Origin of the sequence: Amycolatopsis sp. NBC_00355, assembly GCF_036104975.1 — a bacterium.
GTDB lineage: Bacteria > Actinomycetota > Actinomycetes > Mycobacteriales > Pseudonocardiaceae > Amycolatopsis.
The window spans coordinates 8,639,496-8,659,750 of record NZ_CP107982.1; the positions used below are offsets into that span (position 1 = coordinate 8,639,496).

The window sequence follows — 20,255 nt, forward strand, 5'->3', positions numbered from 1 at the left end:
CCGAACGCCACAGTGGGGCGCTCGGGCTAGTGCCGGCTGGGAGCCGGGGCGGGCAACGCGCTCGGGTGGTAGTCCGCCGCCACCAGGACCGGGCCGGTTCCGGCCGTCGGCGGGCGGAACGACAAGGCCCAGAACGAGCCCTTCTTGCTCGGCACCACACCGCCGCGCGCCGCGCTCAGCTCGACGCCGTCGCGGTCGGCCAGCGCGCTCACCAGGTCCGGGATCACGCCGCCCTGGCTCGCCACCACCGGCGTGCCGCCGTCACCGGCGATCGCCAGCAGCCGCGCGACGCCCAGCACCGGATCCGGCCAGTAGCCCTCTTCGGACAGCAGCGGCTCGTGCCGCACCTCGGCGCCGATGTCCTCGGCGATCCCGTGCACGGTCTGGACGCACCGCAGCCGCGGCGCCGACAGCACCCGGTCCGGGGCGGACAACGCCAGCACCCGCCGCAGCCCCGCGGCCTGCCGCAAGCCGGCTTCCGACAGCGGACGGAGGTCGTCGTCGCCGTTCCAGCCGTCACGCTTGCCGGCTTTCGCGTGCCGCACCAGCAGCAGCGTCGTCAGCCCGACCGGCAGCTCGCAGAACGCGCGCAGCACGCGGACGTCCTCGTGCCGCGTCAGCAGTTTCTCCGCGACGGTCGGTTCGAGCCAGCGCAGCTCGTCGACTTCGTCGTTCTCCTCGAACGCACCGGAGACGGCTTCCGCGCTGAAGTAGTCGACGGTCTTCGGCACCGTCCCGGACCCGCGCTTCGCGGGCACCCGGTAGGACGTCCGGGCCAGGTACCGGCCCAGCACCGCGCGGAAACCGGTCTCTTCCCGGACCTCCCGCACGGCGGCCTCGGCCGTCGTCTCGCCGGCGTCGAGCTTTCCCTTCGGCAGCGACCAGTCGTCGTACCGCGGGCGGTGGACCAGGGCGACCTCGGTCGCCCCTCCGGCGAGGCGCCACAACACCGCGCCGGCCGCCCGTACCTCTTCGGTCATCCGGCGGCCCCGTGCAGCTTGGCGAGCTCGAGCTGGTGGTCCCGCACGCGCGAACCGTCCGCCGGGAACGGCGACCACTCGCCGCTCGCGGTGAGCACCCAGCAGCGGGTCGCCGGGTCGAGCGCCGAGTCGAAGATGTCGTCGAGCTGGCGCGTCAGCTTCGGGTCCTTGACCCGCACCAGCGCCTCGATCCGCCGGTCCAGGTTGCGGTGCATCATGTCCGCGCTGCCGATCCAGTGCGTGCCGCCGGCGCGGAAGTTGAAGATCCGCGAGTGCTCCAGGAACCGGCCGAGGATCGACCGGACGTGGATGTTCTCGGACAGGCCTTCGACGCCGGGCTTGAGCGTGCAGATCCCGCGCACCACGATCTCGACCGGCACACCGGCCTGCGACGCGTGGTAGAGCGCGTCGATGACCTGCTCGTCGACCAGCGAGTTGCACTTGATCCGGATCCCGGCCTGCTGCCCGGCCCGGGCCAGCTCGATCTCCTCGCCGATCGCGCGCACGATGCCGCGGCGGATGCCGTGCGGCGACGTCAGTATCGTCCGGTAGGTGTCCTGCCGGGAGTAGCCGGTCAGCACGTTGAACAGGTCGGTGACGTCGGCGCCGATGCTCGGGTCGGCGGTGAACAGGCCGATGTCCTCGTAGAGCCGCGCGGTCTTCGGGTTGTAGTTGCCGGTGCCGATGTGGCAGTAGCGGCGGATGGTCGAGCCCTCCTGGCGCACGATCATCGACACCTTGCAGTGCGTCTTCAGCCCGACCAGGCCGTACACGACGTGCACGCCCGCGCGCTCCAGCGTCCGCGCCCAGGTGATGTTGGCCTGCTCGTCGAACCGGGCCTTGATCTCGACCAGCGCGACGACCTGCTTGCCCGCCTCCGCGGCGTCGATCAGCGCGTCGACGATCGGCGAGTCGCCCGAGGTCCGGTACAGCGTCTGCTTGATCGCGAGGACCTTCGAGTCGGCCGCGGCCTGCTCGATGAACCGCTGCACACTCGTGGAGAAGGAGTCGTACGGGTGGTGCACCAGCACGTCACCCTCGCGCAGCGTGGCGAAGACGCTCTTCGGCGTCTCGCGCTCGCCGAACGCCGGGTGCGTCGCCGGCACGAACGGCCGGTCCTTGAGCTCCTTGCGGTCCACCCCGGACAGCTGGTGCAGGCAGGTCAGGTCCAGCAGGCCGGGGACCTCGACGACGTCCGCCGGGTCGACGTCCAGCTCGCGCAGCAGCAGCTCGAGCATGTGCTCGCTCATGTCCAGCGCGACCTCGAGGCGCACCGGCGGGCCGAACCGGCGCTGCGCCAGCTCGCGCTCGAGGGCCTGCAGCAGGTCCTCGTCCCGGTCTTCGTCGACCTCGAAGTCGGCGTTGCGGGTGACGCGGAAGACGTGGTGCTCGGTGACGTCCATGCCGGTGAACAGCTCGCCGAGGTGCGCCGCGATCAGCTCTTCCAGGGGCAGGAAGGTCGCGGTCCGGCTGGTCCGCTCGTTTTCGACGCGCATCAGCCGCGGCACGTTGCTCGGCACCTTCACCCGGGCGAACCGCTCGGTGCCGCCCTCCGGGTCCCGGACCGTGACCGCGAGGTTGAGCGACAGGCCGGAGATGTAGGGGAACGGGTGCGCCGGGTCGACGGCCAGCGGCGTCAGCACCGGGAAGATCTGCTCGGAGAAGTAGCTCGACAGGCGCAGCTGGTCGGCGCCGGTGAGGTCGGCCCAGCCGACGATCCGGATGTCGTGCTCGGCCAGCTGCGGGCGCAGGTGCTTCTCGAACGCGCCGGTCTGCCGCTCGACCAGGTCCTGGTTGCGCTTGGAGATGTAGTCGAGCTGTTCGCGCGGGGTGAGCCCGTCCGCGCTGCGCACCAGCAGGCCGGTCTCGTCGCGGCGCTTCAGACCGGCGACGCGGACCATGTAGAACTCGTCCAGATTGGACGCGAAGATCGCGAGGAACTTCGTCCGTTCGAGCAGCGGCTGCGACTCGTCCTCAGCCAGCGCGAGCACGCGGGCGTTGAAGTCCTGCCACGACAGCTCGCGGTTGAAGTACCGGTCGTCCGGCAGCGTCTCGGCCGCGGTCGGCGCGGAGGTGACGGCCGGCGGCGCCGACGGGACAGCACGGAACTCCTCGGCCCCGCGCGGGTTGCCCTGCGCGGAGCTGCGGCGGCGGGGCGTCGACGCGGCGGGCGTGCTCTTGCGGACTCGGGCCTTGCCGGCGGTGGCACGGGCCGCGGTGTCGCGCGCGGTGGACTTCGAAGGGACCTTCTTGACCGCCGCGGCTTTGGCCGCGGTGGCCTTCTCGGCGGCCTTCTTGGGTGCTTCCTTCGGCGTTTCCGAGGACCCGGTCGTCGTGTTCCGTCGCCTCCGCGGTGCGGGTGTGCTGCCGTCGTCTGTGCTCACGGAACCCATTCTTCACTAAGCCACGCGGATTTGCTCCGGTCGCGGTGAAGGTCAGATGAACAGCTCAGCCGGGTGCGGCGCAGGGTTCCCCGAGCCGGGCGGCGGTGTGTTTCCCGACACCGAGGCGCCGGACATGGGCGAGGTCTTCGGGCGTGTCGACGTCACTGCGCAGCGACGGCAGCTCACCCCCGAGCCGGACGGCCCCGGAAGCCCCGTGCGCCCGCGCCGAGCCGGGCCCGAACCGCGGGTCCAGCGGCGCGCCGGGGGCGGACAGCAGCAGCGTGGTGCCGGTGCCCTGCCGATCGGCGACGAAGGCCCGCCGCCCCGCGGCCTCGCCGAGCGCGGCCGAAAGATCGCCCGCACGCAGGGCGGGAAGGTCGGCCTGCAGCGCCCCGACGACGGCCGTCGGGTCGTCTTTCCGGAGCAGCTCGGCCCCGAGCCGGAAGGCGGCGTTGAGGGTGCGTTCTGTTCCGCCCGCTCCCTGGTCGCCTTCCCCGACGATCTCGATCCCGAGGTCCCGGAGCTCCGCGACGGCCTCGGGATCGGCGGCGACGAGAAGCACCCGCCGCACCCGAGCGGTGGCGACCACGGCGGCGAGCGTGTCGGCGGCGAGCGCCAGCACCAGCCCGGGATGCCGCTCCCGTTCCACGGCACCACGCAGCCGCGACTTCCCGTCGCGGGGGTGTTTCATCGGCACGACCAGGTCCACGTCCACCCGTCCATCTTTACCCCAAAGCCAGCTGCCTTGGGCGCCGGCGGGGAGGTTGTCCACAGGTGGGCCACGTTGTGGACAACTCCGGAGGCCGGCGGGCGGGCTTGTCGGGGTGGACCGCCCGCCCTGGGATGGCCGGGCGGCCCAGAGCCGCTGTTCCGGGTCTGCCGCGGCTGGTCGTGAGTGTTTAGGGCGGTTAGAACCGCCCTAAACACTCACGACCCCCGAGCCCGTCCGGCCGCGCTAGGTGCGGACCACCGTGCTCCGCGTACTGCTCGCGCCCGCGCCGACCGACCCAGTCCAGCCCAGGCCGGCCCGACTCGGCCCGACCCAACCCAACCCAGCCCGGCCCGACTCGACCCAGCCCGGGCTGGGTTGGGTCAGCCCAGCCCAACCCGGCCCCGACCCGACTCGGCCGGGTCCCGCCCCGCCCCGCCCCGCCCGGGCCGGGACGGAGCAGGGGCGTTCCACCTGGGGGTGCGCGCCGTCAGCCACCCTCCCTGGACCGCTCCGACCCCGGCGCGGCAGGATCAAGGGCGGACGTGAGCTGTGGAGGAGGAAGACTGTGGCCCGGCGTGAAAAGGGCGGCTTCTGGGTGGGACTCGCCGCCGTACTGTTCTATCCGGTGACCGGGATCGGGCGGCGGGTGTACGTCGGGAACGAGAAGATCCCGCGCCAAGGGCCCGCGCTGCTCGTGATGAACCACATCTCGCACCTCGATCCCGTCGTCGACGCCGTGTTCGTGCACCGCCAGAAGCGGGTGCCGCGCTTCCTCGGCAAGGAGTCGCTGACCCGGACGCCGATCTTCGGGAAGATCTTCGTCGGCGCCGGGCAGATCCCCGTCTCGCGCGGCTCGGCCGCCGCCGGGGACAGTCTCAAGGCCGCGCACGACGCCCTCCAGCAGGGGAAGCTCGTCGTGATCTACCCCGAGGGCACCATCACCAAGGACCCGGCCGGCTGGCCGAAGGAGTCCTTCACCGGCGCCGCCCGGCTCGCGCTGCAGAACGACGTCCCGGTGATCCCGATCGCGCGCTGGGGCACCAGCCAGATCTTCAACGGCTACACGAAGAAGTTCACGCCGTTCCCGCGCAAGACCGTCACGCACTTCGTCGGCGACCCGCTCGACCTGTCCGCCTACCGCGGCGGCAACACGCGCAGCGCGTCGAAGCTGCGCGAAGTCACGAAGGTGATGATGGACGACGTGACCCGCCTGCTCGGCGAGGTCCGGCACGAGGAGCCGCCGGTGGCGAAGCCGGGGGATCCCGCCTGATGCGCGCCGACGTCCAGCGGGTCACCGTGCTCGGCGCCGGTTCGTGGGGCACCGCCTTCGCGAAGGTGCTCGGCGACGCCGGGCGCGACGTCACGATGTGGGCGCGCCGTGAGCAGGTCGCCGCGGACATCCGCGAGCGCCACGCCAACTCCGCGTACCTGCCCGGGATCGACCTGCCGGACACCATCACGGCGACCACCGACCCGGCCGAGGCCCTCGACGGCGCCGACGCCGTGGTGCTGGGCGTGCCCAGCCAGAGCCTGCGGGCGAACCTCTCGGAGTGGCGCACCCTGCTGCCGGCCGACACGATCCTCGTCAGCCTCGCCAAGGGCGTCGAACTCGGCACGCTCAAGCGGATGAGCGAGGTGATCGCCGAGATCGTCGGGGTCCCGGCCGGCGAGGTCGTGGTCGTCACCGGGCCGAACCTGTCCAAGGAGATCGCCGCCGGGCAGCCGGCCGCGTCGGTGCTCGCCTGCGCCGACCACGAGCGCGCGGTGGCGATCCAGCGCGCCAGCGCCAACTCCTACTTCCGGCCCTACACCAACACCGACGTCGTCGGCTGCGAGCTGGGCGGGGCGTGCAAGAACGTCATCGCGCTGAGCACCGGGATGGCCGCGGGCCTCGGCCTCGGCACGAACACGATGGCGACGCTGATCACCCGCGGCCTGGCCGAGATGGCCCGGCTCGGCGCGAAGCTCGGCGCCGACCCGCTGACGTTCGCCGGGCTCGCCGGGGTCGGCGACCTGGTCGCGACGTGCTCGTCGCCGCTTTCGCGCAACCGGACTTTCGGGGAGCGACTCGGCCGCGGCGACACGCTGGAGCAGGCCCAGGCCGCCGCCGGCGGGCAGGTCGCCGAGGGCGTCATGTCGTGCTCGTCGATCCGGGCGCTGGCGCACAGCGTCGGTGTCGACATGCCGATCACGGACGCGATGCACCGCGTCTGCCACGAGGGTGTCGACCCGCGCCAGGCCGGCGCCGAACTCCTGGGCCGCTCCCAGAAACACGAGTGGTCCTGACCGGCCGGGCGTGACGTACCGCCCGGATGCTGGGAGCTGCTTGACCGGCCTCGTGGCGGCTGGAACTCTGAGCGCCATGTTCGCGCACACCATGATCGAGTCGCGGGGTCGTCACGACCTCCGCGCCGTCGTGTGCGCGTGTCGCTGTTGTCGGTGAACCCCGCCCCGGCCCAGCTCGGCACCCCCTTTTTCTTCTGTGAGGACCCTCATGTTCGCCGTCCCGGACAACACCCTGCTGCGTCCCGAGAACCCCGCGCTGCGCCACCCCGTGCGCGTCGCGCTGGAGGTCGCCGCCGATCGCGACCGTTGGAAGCACCTGCTGCGCTACGACCCGGAGGAGCGCTTCGCGGCGCTCGTCTCGAAGGACGAGCAGCAAGAGGTGTGGCTGATGAGCTGGCTGCCGGGCCAGCGCACCGACCTGCACGACCACGCGATCGCCAGCGGCGCGTTCACGGTGGTCAGCGGCCACCTGACGGAGGCGGTCGCCCGCCGCGCGCCCGACGGCCGCGCGATCACCGAGCTGCACGCGCTCGCCGCGGGGCAGTCGCGGGTGTTCGGCCCGGGCTACGTGCACGAGGTCCGCAACGAAGGCCCGGACCCGGCGGTCTCGATCCACGTCTACCGCGACGCGGGCCGCGCGATGCGCTCGTACCACCTGGACCCGCTGAACGGCCCCGTCCGCGACTGACCTGCCGTGAAGGCCTCCTTGAGGGACTCAGAGTCCCTCAAGGAGGCCTTCACGGCACTTGGCCGGCGTCAGTCGAGGTCGCCGCGCAGGCGGAACTCCTGCTCGATGCGCGTGCGGTCGGCGCCGGCCGCCAGGAGCGTGTGCAGCAGGATGCGGGACTTGCGGGCGTCCAGCCAGCCCGCCATCGTCGCGCCCATCGCGATCAGGCTCGACTCCGAACCGCGGAAGCCGTACGTCGAGCGCAGCGTCGGCCCGGCACCCGTCCGGGACGCGACCACCACCGGCAGCCGCGAAACCAGCCGCTCGACGACGTCGGCCGTGCCGCCCGAGACGTGTCCGGCGCCCGTCGCGGCCAGCACCACCCCGCGCACGCGCGGATCCGCCGCGACCAGGTCCAGCACCGCGCCCGAGTCGTCCAGGCCGGACTCGACCACCGGTACCAGCCCGGTGAAGTCGTCGCCGGAGAGCACCGGCGGCCGGGGCGGCGACGGGTGGAACCAGTGCACCGCCTGCTCGACGACCATGCCGAGCGGGCCCGCGGGCGCCGACGAAAACGCTTCCAGGTGGCTCGAATGCGCTTTCCGGACCCACCGCGCCGCGTGGACGTCGTCGTTCAGCGTCACCATCGCGCCTCGCCCCCGGCCGCGGGGATCGGCCGCGACGGTCAAGGCGTTGCGCAGGTTCGCCGGGCCGTCCGGGCTGAGCAGGCCCGCGTTGCGCATCGCGCCGGTGACGACCACCGGGATCTCCGACGGCCAGCACAGGTCCAGGAAGTACGCCGTCTCCTCGAGGGTGTCGGTGCCCTGGACGACCACGAACCCGTCGGCTTCCTGCGCCAGCCCCCAGTCGCGGCAGCGCAGCAGCGTCGCGAAGTCCATCGATGCGCTGCCGATGCCGGCCAGCGTCTCGGCCCGCACCTCGAACGGCAGGTCCCCGAGCCCGGCGAGCAGCTCCGCGGCGCCGAACCGCGGCACCGCGCCGCCGGAACCGCTCGAAGGGGCCATCGAGATGGTGCCGCCCAGGGTGGCGACCGCGATCAGGGTCATTTGACGGCCTGGAGCGTGTAGCTCGCCGCGATCCGCTGGGGTGTGTCCTTCATCCGCCACTCGTCGACGGCCTCGTCGTGCGCCATCTGACCCGGGACGGCGTTCCACGGCACGCTGTCGTGCTCGGTGAGCCCGGTCAGCGTGAGCCCGTTGGCCAGCAGCGCCGTGACGATCTCGCCCAGCGAATGGGCCCACTCGTGGGTCACCGTCGAGGTCAGTTCGCCGTCGACCCGGACGTAGGTGCCCGGCTCGTCGAACACGAGCGGCTCGGCGTGCTCGAAGTACGGGTACCGCGGCACCGCCGGGTCCACCGTCTCGTCCAGGGTGCCCAGCATCGGGTGCCCTTCGCGGATGAACAGCCGCCCGCCCGGCCGCAGCAGGCCCGCGACGACCTCGGCCCAGCGCGTCACCGAAGGCAGCCAGCACAGCGCGCCGATCCCGGTGTAGACCAGGTCGAAGGTCTCCGCGCCCAGCACGGAGACGGCGTCGTAGACGTTGGCTTCGTGGTAGTCGACGTCCGCGCCCGCCGCCTCGGCCAGCCGCCGGGCCTCGGTCAGCGCCGCGCCCGAGAAGTCCACCCCGGACATCCGCGCGCCCAGCCGCGACAGCGACACCGTGTCCGTGCCGAGGTGGCACTGCAGGTGCACGCCGCGCAACCCCGCGATGTCACCCAGCCGCGGCCGGTCGAACCGCACGACGGCGCTCAGGTACGCCGGATCCGCGGCGAAGCCGGCGAAGTTGTAGTCCGGCGACGCCGCGTGCAGCGGCGCGCGCTCGTCCCAGTTGGCCTTGTTGATCGTGAACGAGTCCGTCACGGCGTCGTCGCGCGCTCGGCCTTGCTGCGCAGCACGCAGAACTCGTTGCCCTCGGGGTCGGCGAGCACGGCCCAGCCGGTGCCGTCGTCGTTGCGCCGGTCGTGGACGAGCGTGGCGCCCAGCCCGATCAGGCGCGTGACCTCTTCGTCACGCGGGACGTCCGGTTGCAGGCACAGGTGCAGGCGGTTCTTGACCGTCTTCGGTTCGGGCACTTTCAGGAACAGCAGGGCGGTGCCGTCGGACAGCTCGATGCCGACCTCGTCGTCACCCGGGTGGTCGCCGTCCGGGATCGGTTTCCCGGTGACCTGGCTCCAGAACTGGCAAAGGGTGTACGGGTCGGCGCAGTCGACGGACACGTTCAGCACGGCGGAAGGCATGCGCAGAGTCTGGCCGAGCGGCCGTGCCGGTGCGACCGGTTTTGGCGGACGCGGTCAGGAAGCCAGGAGGAGCCCCGCGGTCCGGTGCATCCGGCGGCTGTCGTCGACGATGAGGATCTCGCAGCCGGGCCGGTCCGCCGCCCACGTGATGCCCTCGGCGCCCATCGCGAACGCCGCCGTGGCCAGCGCGTCCGCGGTGACCAGGTCCCCGGCCACCACCGTGACGCTCATCAGGCCGGTCGCCGGCGTGCCGTCGCGGCCGTCGAGGATGTGCGAGCCGCGCTCGTAGGCCGCCGACGTCGCGATGGCGCCGTTGCGCGACTCCAGCACCGCGCACACGGCCAGGGGCTGCTCGGGGTGGCGCACGCCGACCCGCCACGGCCGCCCGGGTTCGGGTTCGCCGGCGGTGACGACGTCGCCGCCCGCGTTGAGGCAGAACGTCGTCGCGCCTTCGGCCTTGAGCATGTCGGCGGCGCGCTGCACCGCCCAGCCCTTCACCACCGCGCACGGGTCGAGGCCGCGCCCGGGCAGCCGCGCCCGGAACGCGCCGCCGGAGAGCTGCTCGTAGTACGCGCAGAGCTCCAGCACCTCGATCAGGTCGTCGCTCAGGTCCTCGGCCGGCAGCTCGCCGCGGTCGTAGCGGCTGACCTCGCTGTCCTGCTTGAACGGGCTGAACCTGGCGTCGACGTCGCGGAACCACGCGAAGACGTCGTCGACGACCTCGGCGAAATCACCGTCGTCCCGCAGGTCGAGGGAGATCGGCAGGCCCATCACCTGTTCCACGCGGTTCGTCATCGGTTGCCCCGGGCGTCGATGGCGGCCTGCAGCGACGTCTTGTACGACTCGCTCGTCTCGGTCGCGCCGGTCACCGTGTCGATCTTCGCGCTCTGCGCCTTGATCGCCTCCTCCTGCAGCTTCGGCAGGGCAGTGAGGGCGCGGCCGCCGTCCGGCGCCTGCAGCAGGGTGATCGCGGCCATCCGGGAACCGGTGAAGGTCACCTGGACCTGCACGGTCCCGTAGGTGCTCCACTCGGCGGTGCCCTGCGTGGTCACCGTCGCGTTAGCACTGTCCGGAGTGGACGATGGCGGCGGCGCGGACGTCGTGGGGGAGGTGGACGTGCCCCCGGTCGGCCCACCGGCCGAAGTGGACGGTGGCGCGGCTGATGTGGACGGTGCGACCACGGCCGGTGGCGCCTGGGCGACGGCGGCGTTCTGCACCGGCGGCCCGGGTTCGAACCGCCAGACCGCGATGAACCCCGCGATCGACAGCGCGACGACGAAGATGGTTCTCTTCATGACGACGTCTCCCTAGGCCGCGAGGCTGAAGCGTTCGGCGTGGACCTGGGCCTTGGGCACGCGCAGCTCCCGCAGGCTGCGCAGCACGGCCGACGTCATCCCCGGCGGGCCGCAGACGAAGACGTCGCGCTCGTGCACGTCGGGCACCATCATGTGCAGGTTCGCCGGGCCGAGCATCGTGCCGCGCGGGCCGACCGCCTGGTCGGGTCCGGTGAGGACACTCACCATCGCGCCGCGGGTCTTGGCCAGCTCGTTCAGCTCGGGCAGCAGTACCGCGTCGGCCTGGGTGCGCACCCGGTACAGCACGACGACGTGGCCTTGGATGTCCTCCAGCAGCGCGCGGATCGGCGTGATGCCGACGCCGCCCGCCACGAGCAGGGCGTCGGGGCGCCGCTGGTGGATCGTGGTGAACGCGCCGTACGGGCCTTCGGCGAACACCCGCGTCCCGATGCGGAGGTTGCGCAGCGACGCGCTGGCGTCGCCGAGCGCCTTCGCGGTCAGGCGCAGCGTGCGGCCGTCGGGTGCGGCGGACAGCGAGAAGGGGTTGGCCTGGTACCAGCGGTCCTTGGTGAGGAACCGCCACAGGAAGAACTGGCCGGCGCGGGCCGGCATCCGGTCGAGGTGCTTGCCGCTCATGTAGACCGAAACCACGTCCGGGGCCTCGGAAACCACGGCGGTGACGCGCAGCCGGTGGCGCAGGTTCCGCCACAGCGGGAGCAGTACGCGCCCGGCGAGGACGGCGGCACCGGCGCTGAGCCAGAGCGTCCACCAGTAGCCCTTCGCCATCGGCGAGCCGGCGAACGACGTCCCGAGGGCGATCTGGTGCGTGAACGCGAGGAACACCGCGGCGTAGGTGTAGAGGTGGATGAAGTGCCACGTCTCGTACGCGAGCCGCTTGCGCGCGAACTTCGCCGACGCCGCCCCGACGATGAGGATCACCGCGAACGCGACCAGCGCGCGCAGGATGCCCTCCAGCTGGTTCGCCATGTCCACCAGCTCGTCGACGACGCCGTGGTTCTCGACCTCGGCGTACCCGAAGACGATGAACACGAGGTGCGCAAGCAGGGTCCACAGGATCGTGAAGCCGGTCCAGCGGTGCCACGTCGTGAGCCGGTCCATCCCGATCCGCCGGTCCAGCCAGGGCAGCCGGGCCACCAGCAGCAGCTGGAACGCCATCGCGAGCGCGCCGTACAGCCCGGCCAGCCTGCCGATGCTGATCAGCACGTTGGGCGAGAGCCCGGCCTGCGCGAACAGGGTGGTCGCGGCGGCCACGTTGGCGCCCAGGATGAGGAAAAGGCCGGATTTCGCGGCGATCCGGGGGCGGATCGCCGGGCGCGTGGCCTCGGCGGTCTGCGTCATGCTGGTCACACGGATCCCCCTCGGGTTCGGTTCACGAAGGCCAGCCTCGCCACCGAGCCTGTGGCGAGTCTGGGTGCCGGCTGTCGGGTTCCTGTCGGCCCGGGCCACCGGTCGCCGCCGGCTCGCGCGCCGGGAGAAGATGGGGTGGTGCAGCCCTCCGAACCCGTGCGCCTGCTCGTCGTCGACGACGAGCCGCACATCGCCGACCTCGTCGCCACCGTCGCCCGGTACGAGGGCTGGCAGGCGGTCACGGCCGGCTCCGGCAGGGCCGCGCTGAGCGAGGCGGCGGCGTTCGCGCCGGACATCGTGGTGCTGGACCTGATGCTGCCCGACCTCGACGGCTTCACCGTGCTCGACCGGCTGCGCGCGAACGGCAGCGCGGTGCCCGTGGTGTTCCTCACGGCCAAGGACGCGACGGCGGACCGGATCGCCGGGCTCACCCGCGGGGGTGACGACTACCTGGTGAAACCGTTTTCCGTCGAGGAGCTGATGGCGCGGCTGCGGGCCGTCCTGCGCCGCAGCACCGGCGCCGCGCTCCCGGCCGCGGCGCGCGGGTCCGTGCTGCGCGTCGGGGACCTGACGCTGGACGAGGACACCCGCGAGGTCCGCCGCGGCGACGGGGCGCCCGCCGAGCTGACGCCGACCGAGTACGAGCTGCTGCGCTACCTGATGCGCCGCTCGCCGTCGGTGCTGACGAAGGCGCAGATCCTCGACCACGTCTGGGAGTACGACTTCGGCGGCCGGTCCAATGTGGTCGAACTCGTCATCTCGCACCTGCGGCGCAAGATCGACGCGGGCGCGGGCGAACCGCTGATCCACACCGTGCGCGGCGTCGGGTACGTCGTGCGTCAGGTCAACCGGTGACGGGCTTCTTCCGCCGGTGGTACGGCGCCTGGCAGCGCACCCGGCTCGGCACCCGCATCACACTCGGCCTCGGCGCGCTCGCCCTCGTGGTGTTCGCCGCCGTCGGCGTCACGACGGTCGGCATCATGCACGGCTACCTCGACCGGCGCCTCGACGAGCAGCTGTCCAAGAGCCAGAGCACCCAGCTGCCGAAGCTGCGCGAGACGCACGGCTCGCCGCAGTCGGTCTATTCCTGGTACTCGGCCCTGTACTCGGTGCGTGACGGCGTCGCGACGCCCGAGCCGGGCGGGATGCTGCCCGGCGACGCCCAGCAGCTCGCGAAGATCGCGGCCGACGCGGCCTCGGGCGACGTCACCCGCAACATCTACCTGCACGACGACGGGCCCTACCGGGTCCGCGCCTGCCCGGTCGACACCGATTCGGTGTTGCTGAGCGCCGCGCCGCAGGGGGATCTCAACGGGACGGTCCGGCAGCTGGTCTGGGTCGAGGTCGGCGCGTTCGCGTTCGCGCTGGCCGTGCTGGTCGTCGTCGGACGGCTGGTGCTGCGCCGCGGCCTGCGCCCGCTGGCCGACATGGCCGGTACCGCGCACGACATCGCCTCCCACGACCTCACCGCGAACCCCGCCCTGCCGGTGCGCGCGTCGGGCAGCGGCGGCGGTGTCGAGGTGGAGGAGCTGCGGACGGCGTTCAACGTGATGCTGGCCCACATCGACACGTCCCTGGCGGCCAAGACCGAGGCGAACGAGCGGCTGCGCCGGTTCGTCGCCGACGCGTCCCACGAACTGCGCACACCGCTGACGTCGATCCGCGGTTACGCCGACCTCTTCCGCTACGCGGCGGCGAACGAGCCGGCGGAACGCGAGGCGCACCTGAGCAAGATCCGCGAGGAGACGGCGCGGATGACCGTGCTCGTCGACGACCTCCTGCTGCTGGCCCGCCTCGACGCGCGGGCGGCCGAGACGCCGTTGCGCCCGGAACGGACGGACCTGGCCGAGCTGGCCGGCGACGCGGCGGACGCGTTCGCCGCCGGCCGGCCCGACCACCCGCTGACGTCGTCACTGGACGCGGCGGCGGTGGACGCCGACCCGCTGCGGCTGCGGCAGGTGCTCGACAACCTGCTGGCCAACGCGGCCGTGCACACCCCGCCGGGGACCGCGGTGCACGTCGCGGTGACGGTCGAGGGCGCCGAGGCCGTCGCGCGGGTCACCGATGCCGGGCCCGGCGCCATTGCCCCGGCCGACCAGGAGCGGATCTTCGACCGGTTCTTCCGCATCGACGACTCGCGCACCCGCTCGGGCGGCGGCACCGGGCTCGGGCTGTCGGTGGTGCAGTCCCTGGTGACGGCGCACGGCGGCACGGTCTCGGTGGAGTCCGCCCCGGGCCGCACGACCTTCACCGTCCGGCTCCCGCTGGCCCGCTCGTGAGTGGTTAGGGCGGTTCTAACCGCCCTAACCACTCACGACGAGGTGACCCGGTCGTAGTAGGCGATGATCACGCCCTTGGTGGTCGCGACGCTGCGGGTGAGCGTGAACTCGGTGTAGGGCGCGGGGTCGGCGAACAGGCGCAGGCCGCCACCGAGGGTCAGCGGGTGGATCAGCAGGGCGTAGTGGTCGATCAGCCCGGCCGCGTGCAGCGCGTGCACGAGCGAGGCGCTCCCGATGACCGAGAGGTCGTTGCCGGGCGTGGCTTTCAGCTCGGCGACCGTCTTCGCCGCGTCTCCCCGCAGGAGCACGGAGTTCTGCCACTTGCCGGCGTCGTCGAGGGTGGTCGAAGCGACGTACTTGGTGGCGGCGTTCAGGTGCGTGGTGAACGGGTTGCCGTCCGTCTGCCCGGCCCACGCGCCGATGAAGTCCTCCCAGGTGCGGCGGCCGAACAGCATGTCGCCGAGCTTGCCCATGCCCCGGCTCATCTCCTCGCCCAGGACCTCGTCCTGGTAGCGGCCGCCCCAGCCGCCGTGGGTGAAGCCGCCGCGGGTGTCCTCGTCGGGGCGGCCGAGGCTCTGCACGACGCCGTCGAGGGTGACGTTCATGGTGACGCTGATCGCGCGCACGGGGTTTCCTTCCGCTTGCTTCCTCTGTCGCCGCCTATACGAACGGCGACCGCGCGGATCGACACCGTGCTACCCCCGATCGGTGATGTGCAGCGGAATCACCCAGCCGGGGGAGAGGTCGGCCGACGGCTCGGGCTCGCCGAAGACCGTCCGCACCGGCAGCACCCCGGCCCACGCGGTGTCCGCGCCGACGTCGTCCGGCTCGTCGTCCGGGCCTTCCGCGCGCATCTTCACCGACGCTTCGGCGAGGTCGAGGGAGAGCACGCTGACCGCGGCGAACTCCTTCGCGTTCACCTCCCGCGCGTGGTCCCACGAGCCCGGCGCGAGGTGGTCGGTGAGCACCTTGAGGCCGTGCATCTTGGCTTCGGCGCCGGTGACGAGCTTCGCCTTCCCGAAGATCACCGCGCTGCGGTAGTTCATCGAGTGGTTGTTCACCGAGCGCGCGTAGACGATGCCGTCGAGCAGCGTGACCGTGACGCAGACGTCGAGGTCCTCCGACGCCGTGCGGAGGCTCGACGCGCCGGTGGAGCCGTGCAGGTAGAGCGTGTCGCCGTCGCGGCCGTAGCCGGTGGGCAGGACCAGCGGGACGCCGTCGCGGACGACGCCGAGGTGGCAGATCAGGCCGTCGTCCAGGACGGCGTGCAGCACGGCGCGGTCGGTGACGGCCCGGTTCTTCTTGCGGCCGAGCGTGGTGCGGGGCGTGGTGGACAGCATGCGATCAGCGTCTCGCCCGGCAGTGGCATCGGAAAATGTCCACTTCTCGTACACTTGGGAAGTCCACTTGAGGAGGTCCCGTGACCCACGCCGACACCGCGCTCCCGGTCAGCCTCGACCGCGCGTCCGTCACGCCGCTCGCCGTCCAGCTCGCGGACGCGCTGCGTGAGGCGGCGGCGTCCGGGCACCTGCGCGGCGGCGACCGGCTGCCGTCGACGCGCGCGCTGGCCGGGCGGCTCGGCGTCAGCCGCACCGTGACGTCGGCCGCCTACGAGCAGCTCCACGCGGAAGGGTGGATCGCCGGGCGGCACGGCTCCGGCACCTACGTGACGACGCCGCCGTCGTTCTCGGCTTCGGAAGTGCCGGCGCCCGCTGTCCCGGCTCCCGACGCCGAGCCGCCGTCGCTGCTGGACCTCGGCCCGGGCACGCCGTGGGCGGCCGGGCTGGACCGCGCGGCGTGGCGCCGGGCCTGGCGCGCCGCGGCCGACCCGGACCCGCTGATCCGCGCCCACCGAGCCGGGCTGCCGGAGTACCGCGCGGCGGTGTCGGAGCACCTGCTGCGCCACCGCGGCCTGGCGGCGGGTTCGGTGCTGGCCACCGGCGGCACGACCGCCGCGGTCGTCGAGCTGGCCTCGGCGGTGCTCGAGCGAGGCGACATCGTCGCCGTCGAAGAGCCCGGCTACCAGCGCGCGGTGCAGGCGTTTCTCCGGGCGGGCATGCGGGTCGTCGGCGTCCCGGTGGACGAGGAGGGGCTGCGGCCGGAGGCGATCCCGGCGGGCGCGCGGGCGGTGTACTGCTCGCCGGCGCACCAGTACCCGATGGGCAGCAGGCTGAGCGCGGCCCGGCGGGTTTCGCTGGTCGAGAGGGCACGTTCGGACGGGATGCTCGTCATCGAGGACGACTACGACGGCGAGCTGCGTTTCGACGTCGCGCCGCTGCCGATGCTGGCTTCCCTCGCCCCGGACGTCGTGGCCCACCTCGGGACGACGTCGAAGATCCTCACGCCGACGCTGGGCGCGGGCTGGATGGTGGCCCCGGAGGCGATCACGTCGGCGGTGCTGGCGTACCGCGACCTGACGGGCACGCGGCCGTCCCCGGCGGGGCAGCGGGTGCTGTACGAGTTCGCGCGCAACGGCGACCTCGGCCGGCACCTGCGCAAGATCCGCCGCGAGATGGCGGAGCGCCGGACGCTGCTGGCGGGGGCCTTGGCGGGGGCGGGCATCCCGGTCCGCGGCGACGACGCGGGGGCGCACCTGGTGGTGCCGTTCCCGTCGGCCGCGGTGGAGGCCTCGGTGATCGCGACGGCGGAGCGGCGCGGGATCCGGCTGGACGGCTTGGCGCGGCACTTCGCAGGGGTGCCGACGGCGCACGGGGTGGCGATCGGCTACGCGGGCTGTAGTCGGGAAGCGCTGGTCGCGGCGCTGCCGACCTTGGTGTCGGTGCTGCGCTGACAACGCCCCTCGTAGCTAACGACGTGCCGGGTCCGCCGGGGTTGCGTTCGTCGCGCGCGGGGTCGCGCTCGTCGCACGGGGCTGGGCTGTTCGCCGAGGTCACCGGGTACGGTGGCTCACCATGAGCGAGAAGATCCGGGTGGCGGTCGTGTTCGGCGGGCGCAGCAGCGAGCACACCATCTCGTGCCTGTCCGCGGGCAGCGTCCTGGGGAACCTCGACCCGGAGCGGTTCGAAGCCGTGCCGGTCGGCATCACCCGGGAAGGCCGCTGGGTGCTCGGCACCGGTGACTCCGCGCAGCTCGCCATCCGCGGTCGTGAACTGCCGTCGGTCGACGACGGCAAGGGTCTCGTCCTCGCGGGCGATCCGTCCAGTCAGGGGCTCGTCGCCGTCGAGCCGGGCCGGGAAAGTGAGCTGCTGTCCCAGGTGGACGTCGTCTTCCCGGTGCTGCACGGCGCCTTCGGCGAGGACGGCACCATCCAGGGCCTCCTCGAGCTCGCCGGCATCCCGTACGTCGGGCCGGGTGTGCTCGCCAGCGCGGCCGCCATGGACAAGGAGACCGCGAAGAAGCTCCTGGCCGCCGAAGGGCTTCCGGTCGGCACCTTCGCCGCGCTCCGCCGTGGACAGTCCACTTTGGACGACGCCGGCCGTGTGAAGCTCGGCCTGCCGGTGTTTGTGAAGCCGTCGCGCGCCGGGTCGTCGGTCGGCATCAGCCGTGTGACGTCCTGGGACGACCTCGACGCCGCCATCGAGCTGGCCCGCGCCACCGACCCGAAGGTCCTCGTGGAGGCCGCCGTCGTCGGGCGTGAGGTCGAGTGCGGGGTCCTCGAGTTCCCGGACGGCCGCGTCGAAGCGTCGCTCCCGGCCGAGATCCGTGTCCTGTCCGAGGACGAAAACGCCTGGTACGACTTCGAAACCAAGTACCTCGGCGACGACGCCGAGCTGGACATCCCGGCCAAGCTCGACGACGCCGTCACGGAAAAGCTCCGCACCATGGCGGTCGATGCCTTCCGCGCGCTGGACTGCCAGGGCCTCGCCCGCGTCGACTTCTTCGTGGGCGCCGACGGCGAGCCGAGCATCAACGAGGTCAACACCATGCCCGGCTTCACGACGAAGTCCGCCTACCCGAAGATGTGGGAGGTCACGGGCATCGACTACCCGACCCTGCTGACCACGCTCATCGAAACGGCGATCGCCCGCGGCACCGGCCTGCGCTAGCCAAAAGCCGTGAAGGCCACCTTGAGGGACTCTGAGTCCCTCAAGGTGGCCTTCACGGACTTGTCAGCTGAACCGCAGCGGACGCGCGGGGAGCTTCGCGGCCACCGCGTCCGAGATCTGCTGCAGCGGGCCCGTGCCGGCGCTGTCCGGCACCGTGAGCGCCGAATAGACCTCGCGGTCCACCACGTACCACGTCGACGCGCCCTCGCCCGGGACCCGCAGCCACTGGACGCCGTTCACCAGCCGCAGCTGCGCCGTCGGCGTCAGCTCCGGCGGACGGTCCAGGCCGCAGCGCAGGACCAGCGGGTCGTCCGTGCCCCACGCCACCGTCGCCGGCGGGGCCGGCTCGGCCAGGGTGCGCAGCGGCAGCTGGGCGCCGTTCGACGTCAGCTCGGACGGCACGGCACCCAGCAGCGTCTTGCACGCCGGGGACGCGGCCTGCGGCGCGGGCACGGGGACCAGCGGCAGCGGGCCGGCCGCGGGATCGGGGGAACGGTGAGTCAGGGCGAAGACGGCGACGGCGACCGCCAGGGCCACGGCGAGCGCGGCGGCCGTGACGAGCACCACCCTGGGTGGCGCGCCGGTGTCGGATTCGGGCACCGGACCACTACACCACTGGAGACGTTTCGAGGGGTCTGGGGGGTCGTCCCCCAGGAACGTCCCTGCTCAGAGATGCACGACCGGGCAGGTCAGGGTCCGCGTGATGCCTTCCACGTTCTGCACCTTCGCGACCACGAGCTGGCCCAGCTGGTCCACGCTGTCGGCGGCCGCGCGCACGATGACGTCGTACGGGCCGGTGACATCCTCCGAGCTGGTCACACCAGGGATGCTCGAGATCTCGGCCGCCACCGCGGCCGCCTTGCCGACCTCGGTCTGGATGAGGATGTATGCGTGGACCACGGCGCGCCCTTTCGTCGGGATCGATCGGCTCAGGGTAGGAACTTGAGAGCAGGAACGTTCACAGCAACGTAACGGCAGCTCACGGAAAAACATAGGGCATCCGACTATCGGTGATCGACTCTTTGTCCCGGTAGAGAAAGCAGAGGTGACCGGTGTCACCGAACGACGCAACGGTCGCCGAGACCGGGGAGTTCGCGCTCATCCGAGCCGTCACGCAAGGACGCCGCCAGCCGCCGGGCACACTGCTCGGCCCCGGCGACGACGCCGCCGTGATCGCCGCCCCCGACGGGCGGGTGGTCGCCAGCACCGACGTCCTGGTGCAGGGGGTGCACTTCCGGCTCGACTGGTCCGCCCCGGAGCACGTAGGGCGCAAGGCCGTCGCGGTCAACCTGGCCGACATCGCCGCCATGGGCGCCACCCCGACGTCCGTCCTGGTCGGCCTCGCCTGCCCGCCCGACACCCCGCGGGACGTCATCACCGCCCTGGTCGACGGCATGTGGGCCGAGGCCGAACGCGCCGGCATCGGCGTCTCCGGCGGCGACATGGTCCGCGCCGACCAGCTCGTGATCAGCGTCACCGCGCTCGGCGACCTCGGCGACCGCGAGCCGGTGACGCGCTCGGGCGCCCGCCCCGGCGACGTCGTCGCGGTCTGCGGGAAGCTCGGCTGGGCCGCCGCCGGTCTCGCGGTGCTCGGGCGCGGCTTCCGGTCCCCGGTCGGCGTCGTCAACGCGCAGCGCGCCCCGGAACCGCCCTACGAGGCCGGTCCCCGCGCCGCGCTCGCCGGGGCCACGGCGATGATCGACGTCTCCGACGGCCTCCTGGCCGACCTCGGGCACATCGCCGAGGCCTCCGGCGTCGGCATCGACGTCCGCACCGCCGACCTCGACGTCCCCGCCCGGCTCACCGAAGTCGGCGCGGCTCTGGGCGCCGACCCCCTCGACTGGGTCCTCACCGGCGGTGAGGACCACGCCCTGGTGGCCACGTTCCCGTCGTTCGCCGAGCTGCCGGACGGCTGGCGCGCCATCGGCGTCGCGACCATGCCGGACTCGGGGATCACCGTGGACGGCAAGCCTTCTACGCGCGAAGGCGGCTGGACACACTGGCGCTGAAGTAGGCTC

21 protein-coding genes are annotated in these 20,255 nt (G+C 72.5%); 8 read left to right on the top strand and 13 right to left on the bottom strand.

Annotated elements, in window-relative coordinates; all coding sequences use genetic code 11:
- Positions 1-26: 26 nt before the first annotated feature.
- Genes OHS18_RS39910 through cofC form a run of 3 tightly spaced genes read right to left on the bottom strand, consistent with a single transcriptional unit; the run spans position 27 to position 4,079 of the window.
- Positions 27-980, bottom strand: a complete 954-nt coding sequence (locus OHS18_RS39910; RefSeq protein WP_328614287.1) for an NUDIX hydrolase — start codon at positions 978-980, stop codon at positions 27-29.
- Positions 977-3,373: an RNA degradosome polyphosphate kinase gene (locus tag OHS18_RS39915; RefSeq protein ID WP_328614288.1), complete on the bottom strand. Its 2,397-nt coding sequence runs from the start codon at positions 3,371-3,373 to the stop codon at positions 977-979. The genes OHS18_RS39910 and OHS18_RS39915 overlap by 4 nt, the downstream gene beginning before the upstream one ends.
- Positions 3,374-3,428: 55 nt before the next feature.
- Complete coding sequence (gene cofC, locus OHS18_RS39920) at positions 3,429-4,079, bottom strand: 2-phospho-L-lactate guanylyltransferase (protein ID WP_328614289.1); 651 nt, start codon at positions 4,077-4,079, stop codon at positions 3,429-3,431.
- A gap of 562 nt (positions 4,080-4,641) precedes the next feature.
- Between cofC and OHS18_RS39925 the strand changes: the two genes are divergently transcribed.
- The 3 genes from OHS18_RS39925 to OHS18_RS39935 all read left to right on the top strand — a co-directional run bounded on the left by OHS18_RS39925 (position 4,642) and on the right by OHS18_RS39935 (position 7,050).
- A complete protein-coding gene (locus tag OHS18_RS39925) occupies positions 4,642-5,346 on the top strand; it encodes a lysophospholipid acyltransferase family protein (RefSeq protein WP_328443570.1) in 705 nt (234 codons plus the stop codon).
- Positions 5,346-6,362 (top strand): NAD(P)H-dependent glycerol-3-phosphate dehydrogenase, encoded by a 1,017-nt coding sequence (locus OHS18_RS39930; RefSeq protein ID WP_328614290.1) that lies wholly within the window; start codon positions 5,346-5,348, stop codon positions 6,360-6,362. Before OHS18_RS39925 ends, OHS18_RS39930 begins: the two co-directional genes overlap by 1 nt.
- A gap of 208 nt (positions 6,363-6,570) precedes the next feature.
- Positions 6,571-7,050, top strand: a complete 480-nt coding sequence (locus OHS18_RS39935) for a cysteine dioxygenase (protein WP_328614291.1) — start codon at positions 6,571-6,573, stop codon at positions 7,048-7,050.
- Between the two features lie 68 nt (positions 7,051-7,118).
- Here the strand turns inward: OHS18_RS39935 and OHS18_RS39940 are convergent, their stop codons facing one another.
- Genes OHS18_RS39940 through OHS18_RS39965 form a run of 6 tightly spaced genes read right to left on the bottom strand, consistent with a single transcriptional unit; the run spans position 7,119 to position 11,942 of the window.
- Complete coding sequence (locus OHS18_RS39940; RefSeq protein WP_328614292.1) at positions 7,119-8,096, bottom strand: asparaginase; 978 nt, start codon at positions 8,094-8,096, stop codon at positions 7,119-7,121.
- Positions 8,093-8,911 carry a class I SAM-dependent methyltransferase gene (locus OHS18_RS39945; protein WP_328614293.1) on the bottom strand — a complete coding sequence of 273 codons (819 nt, stop codon included), beginning with the start codon at positions 8,909-8,911 and terminating at the stop codon, positions 8,093-8,095. The genes OHS18_RS39940 and OHS18_RS39945 overlap by 4 nt, the downstream gene beginning before the upstream one ends.
- Positions 8,908-9,288, bottom strand: a complete 381-nt coding sequence (locus tag OHS18_RS39950; RefSeq protein WP_328443560.1) for a VOC family protein — start codon at positions 9,286-9,288, stop codon at positions 8,908-8,910. The genes OHS18_RS39945 and OHS18_RS39950 overlap by 4 nt, the downstream gene beginning before the upstream one ends.
- Positions 9,289-9,342: 54 nt before the next feature.
- Positions 9,343-10,083 (bottom strand): FAD:protein FMN transferase, encoded by a 741-nt coding sequence (locus tag OHS18_RS39955; protein ID WP_328443558.1) that lies wholly within the window; start codon positions 10,081-10,083, stop codon positions 9,343-9,345.
- Positions 10,080-10,583, bottom strand: a complete 504-nt coding sequence (locus OHS18_RS39960; RefSeq protein ID WP_328443556.1) for an FMN-binding protein — start codon at positions 10,581-10,583, stop codon at positions 10,080-10,082. The genes OHS18_RS39955 and OHS18_RS39960 overlap by 4 nt, the downstream gene beginning before the upstream one ends.
- A 12-nt stretch (positions 10,584-10,595) precedes the next feature.
- A complete protein-coding gene (locus tag OHS18_RS39965) occupies positions 10,596-11,942 on the bottom strand; it encodes a ferredoxin reductase family protein (RefSeq protein WP_328459044.1) in 1,347 nt (448 codons plus the stop codon).
- A 147-nt stretch (positions 11,943-12,089) separates the two neighbouring features.
- Here OHS18_RS39965 and OHS18_RS39970 point away from each other — a divergent pair, with 147 nt between their 5' ends.
- Positions 12,090-12,806 carry a response regulator transcription factor gene (locus tag OHS18_RS39970; protein WP_328614294.1) on the top strand — a complete coding sequence of 239 codons (717 nt, stop codon included), beginning with the start codon at positions 12,090-12,092 and terminating at the stop codon, positions 12,804-12,806.
- On the top strand, positions 12,803-14,230 hold the full coding sequence (locus tag OHS18_RS39975; RefSeq protein ID WP_328614295.1) for a sensor histidine kinase: 1,428 nt from the start codon (positions 12,803-12,805) through the stop codon (positions 14,228-14,230). Before OHS18_RS39970 ends, OHS18_RS39975 begins: the two co-directional genes overlap by 4 nt.
- A 32-nt stretch (positions 14,231-14,262) precedes the next feature.
- Here the strand turns inward: OHS18_RS39975 and OHS18_RS39980 are convergent, their stop codons facing one another.
- Both OHS18_RS39980 and OHS18_RS39985 read right to left on the bottom strand, forming a co-directional pair.
- Positions 14,263-14,856, bottom strand: a complete 594-nt coding sequence (locus tag OHS18_RS39980; protein WP_328614296.1) for a dihydrofolate reductase family protein — start codon at positions 14,854-14,856, stop codon at positions 14,263-14,265.
- 69 nt (positions 14,857-14,925) lie between these two features.
- Positions 14,926-15,570 (bottom strand): pyridoxamine 5'-phosphate oxidase family protein, encoded by a 645-nt coding sequence (locus OHS18_RS39985; protein WP_328614297.1) that lies wholly within the window; start codon positions 15,568-15,570, stop codon positions 14,926-14,928.
- 80 nt (positions 15,571-15,650) lie between these two features.
- Between OHS18_RS39985 and pdxR the strand changes: the two genes are divergently transcribed.
- Positions 15,651-17,021 (top strand): MocR-like pyridoxine biosynthesis transcription factor PdxR, encoded by a 1,371-nt coding sequence (gene pdxR / locus OHS18_RS39990; protein WP_328614298.1) that lies wholly within the window; start codon positions 15,651-15,653, stop codon positions 17,019-17,021.
- A 121-nt stretch (positions 17,022-17,142) separates the two neighbouring features.
- The gene (locus tag OHS18_RS39995) at positions 17,143-18,237 is read left to right on the top strand and encodes a D-alanine--D-alanine ligase family protein (RefSeq protein WP_328614299.1); all 1,095 of its coding nucleotides are present in this window, start codon (positions 17,143-17,145) and stop codon (positions 18,235-18,237) included.
- A 63-nt stretch (positions 18,238-18,300) separates the two neighbouring features.
- On the opposite strand, the gene OHS18_RS40000 is transcribed toward OHS18_RS39995, so the two are convergent.
- Positions 18,301-18,837 (bottom strand): DUF3515 domain-containing protein, encoded by a 537-nt coding sequence (locus OHS18_RS40000; protein ID WP_328614300.1) that lies wholly within the window; start codon positions 18,835-18,837, stop codon positions 18,301-18,303.
- Positions 18,838-18,903: 66 nt separating this feature from the next.
- Positions 18,904-19,137, bottom strand: a complete 234-nt coding sequence (locus OHS18_RS40005; RefSeq protein ID WP_125306405.1) for an Lrp/AsnC family transcriptional regulator — start codon at positions 19,135-19,137, stop codon at positions 18,904-18,906.
- Between the two features lie 152 nt (positions 19,138-19,289).
- Between OHS18_RS40005 and OHS18_RS40010 the strand changes: the two genes are divergently transcribed.
- Positions 19,290-20,246 carry a thiamine-phosphate kinase gene (locus tag OHS18_RS40010; protein WP_328443533.1) on the top strand — a complete coding sequence of 319 codons (957 nt, stop codon included), beginning with the start codon at positions 19,290-19,292 and terminating at the stop codon, positions 20,244-20,246.
- Positions 20,247-20,255: the final 9 nt, after the last annotated feature.

Excerpts from the sequence above, each read along its gene's own strand:
- OHS18_RS39910 (WP_328614287.1), bottom strand. The coding sequence starts at position 980 with ATGACCGAAGAGGTACGGGCGGCCGGCGCGGTGTTGTGGCGCCTCGCC.
- OHS18_RS39985 (WP_328614297.1), bottom strand. The coding sequence starts at position 15,570 with ATGCTGTCCACCACGCCCCGCACCACGCTCGGCCGCAAGAAGAACCGG.
- OHS18_RS39940 (WP_328614292.1), bottom strand. The coding sequence starts at position 8,096 with ATGACCCTGATCGCGGTCGCCACCCTGGGCGGCACCATCTCGATGGCC.
- OHS18_RS39950 (WP_328443560.1), bottom strand. The coding sequence starts at position 9,288 with ATGCCTTCCGCCGTGCTGAACGTGTCCGTCGACTGCGCCGACCCGTAC.
- OHS18_RS39965 (WP_328459044.1), bottom strand. The coding sequence starts at position 11,942 with ATGACGCAGACCGCCGAGGCCACGCGCCCGGCGATCCGCCCCCGGATC.
- OHS18_RS39915 (WP_328614288.1), bottom strand. The coding sequence starts at position 3,373 with ATGGGTTCCGTGAGCACAGACGACGGCAGCACACCCGCACCGCGGAGG.
- OHS18_RS39995 (WP_328614299.1), top strand. The coding sequence starts at position 17,143 with ATGAGCGAGAAGATCCGGGTGGCGGTCGTGTTCGGCGGGCGCAGCAGC.
- OHS18_RS39955 (WP_328443558.1), bottom strand. The coding sequence starts at position 10,083 with ATGACGAACCGCGTGGAACAGGTGATGGGCCTGCCGATCTCCCTCGAC.
- OHS18_RS39960 (WP_328443556.1), bottom strand. The coding sequence starts at position 10,583 with ATGAAGAGAACCATCTTCGTCGTCGCGCTGTCGATCGCGGGGTTCATC.
- OHS18_RS39935 (WP_328614291.1), top strand. The coding sequence starts at position 6,571 with ATGTTCGCCGTCCCGGACAACACCCTGCTGCGTCCCGAGAACCCCGCG.
- OHS18_RS39930 (WP_328614290.1), top strand. The coding sequence starts at position 5,346 with ATGCGCGCCGACGTCCAGCGGGTCACCGTGCTCGGCGCCGGTTCGTGG.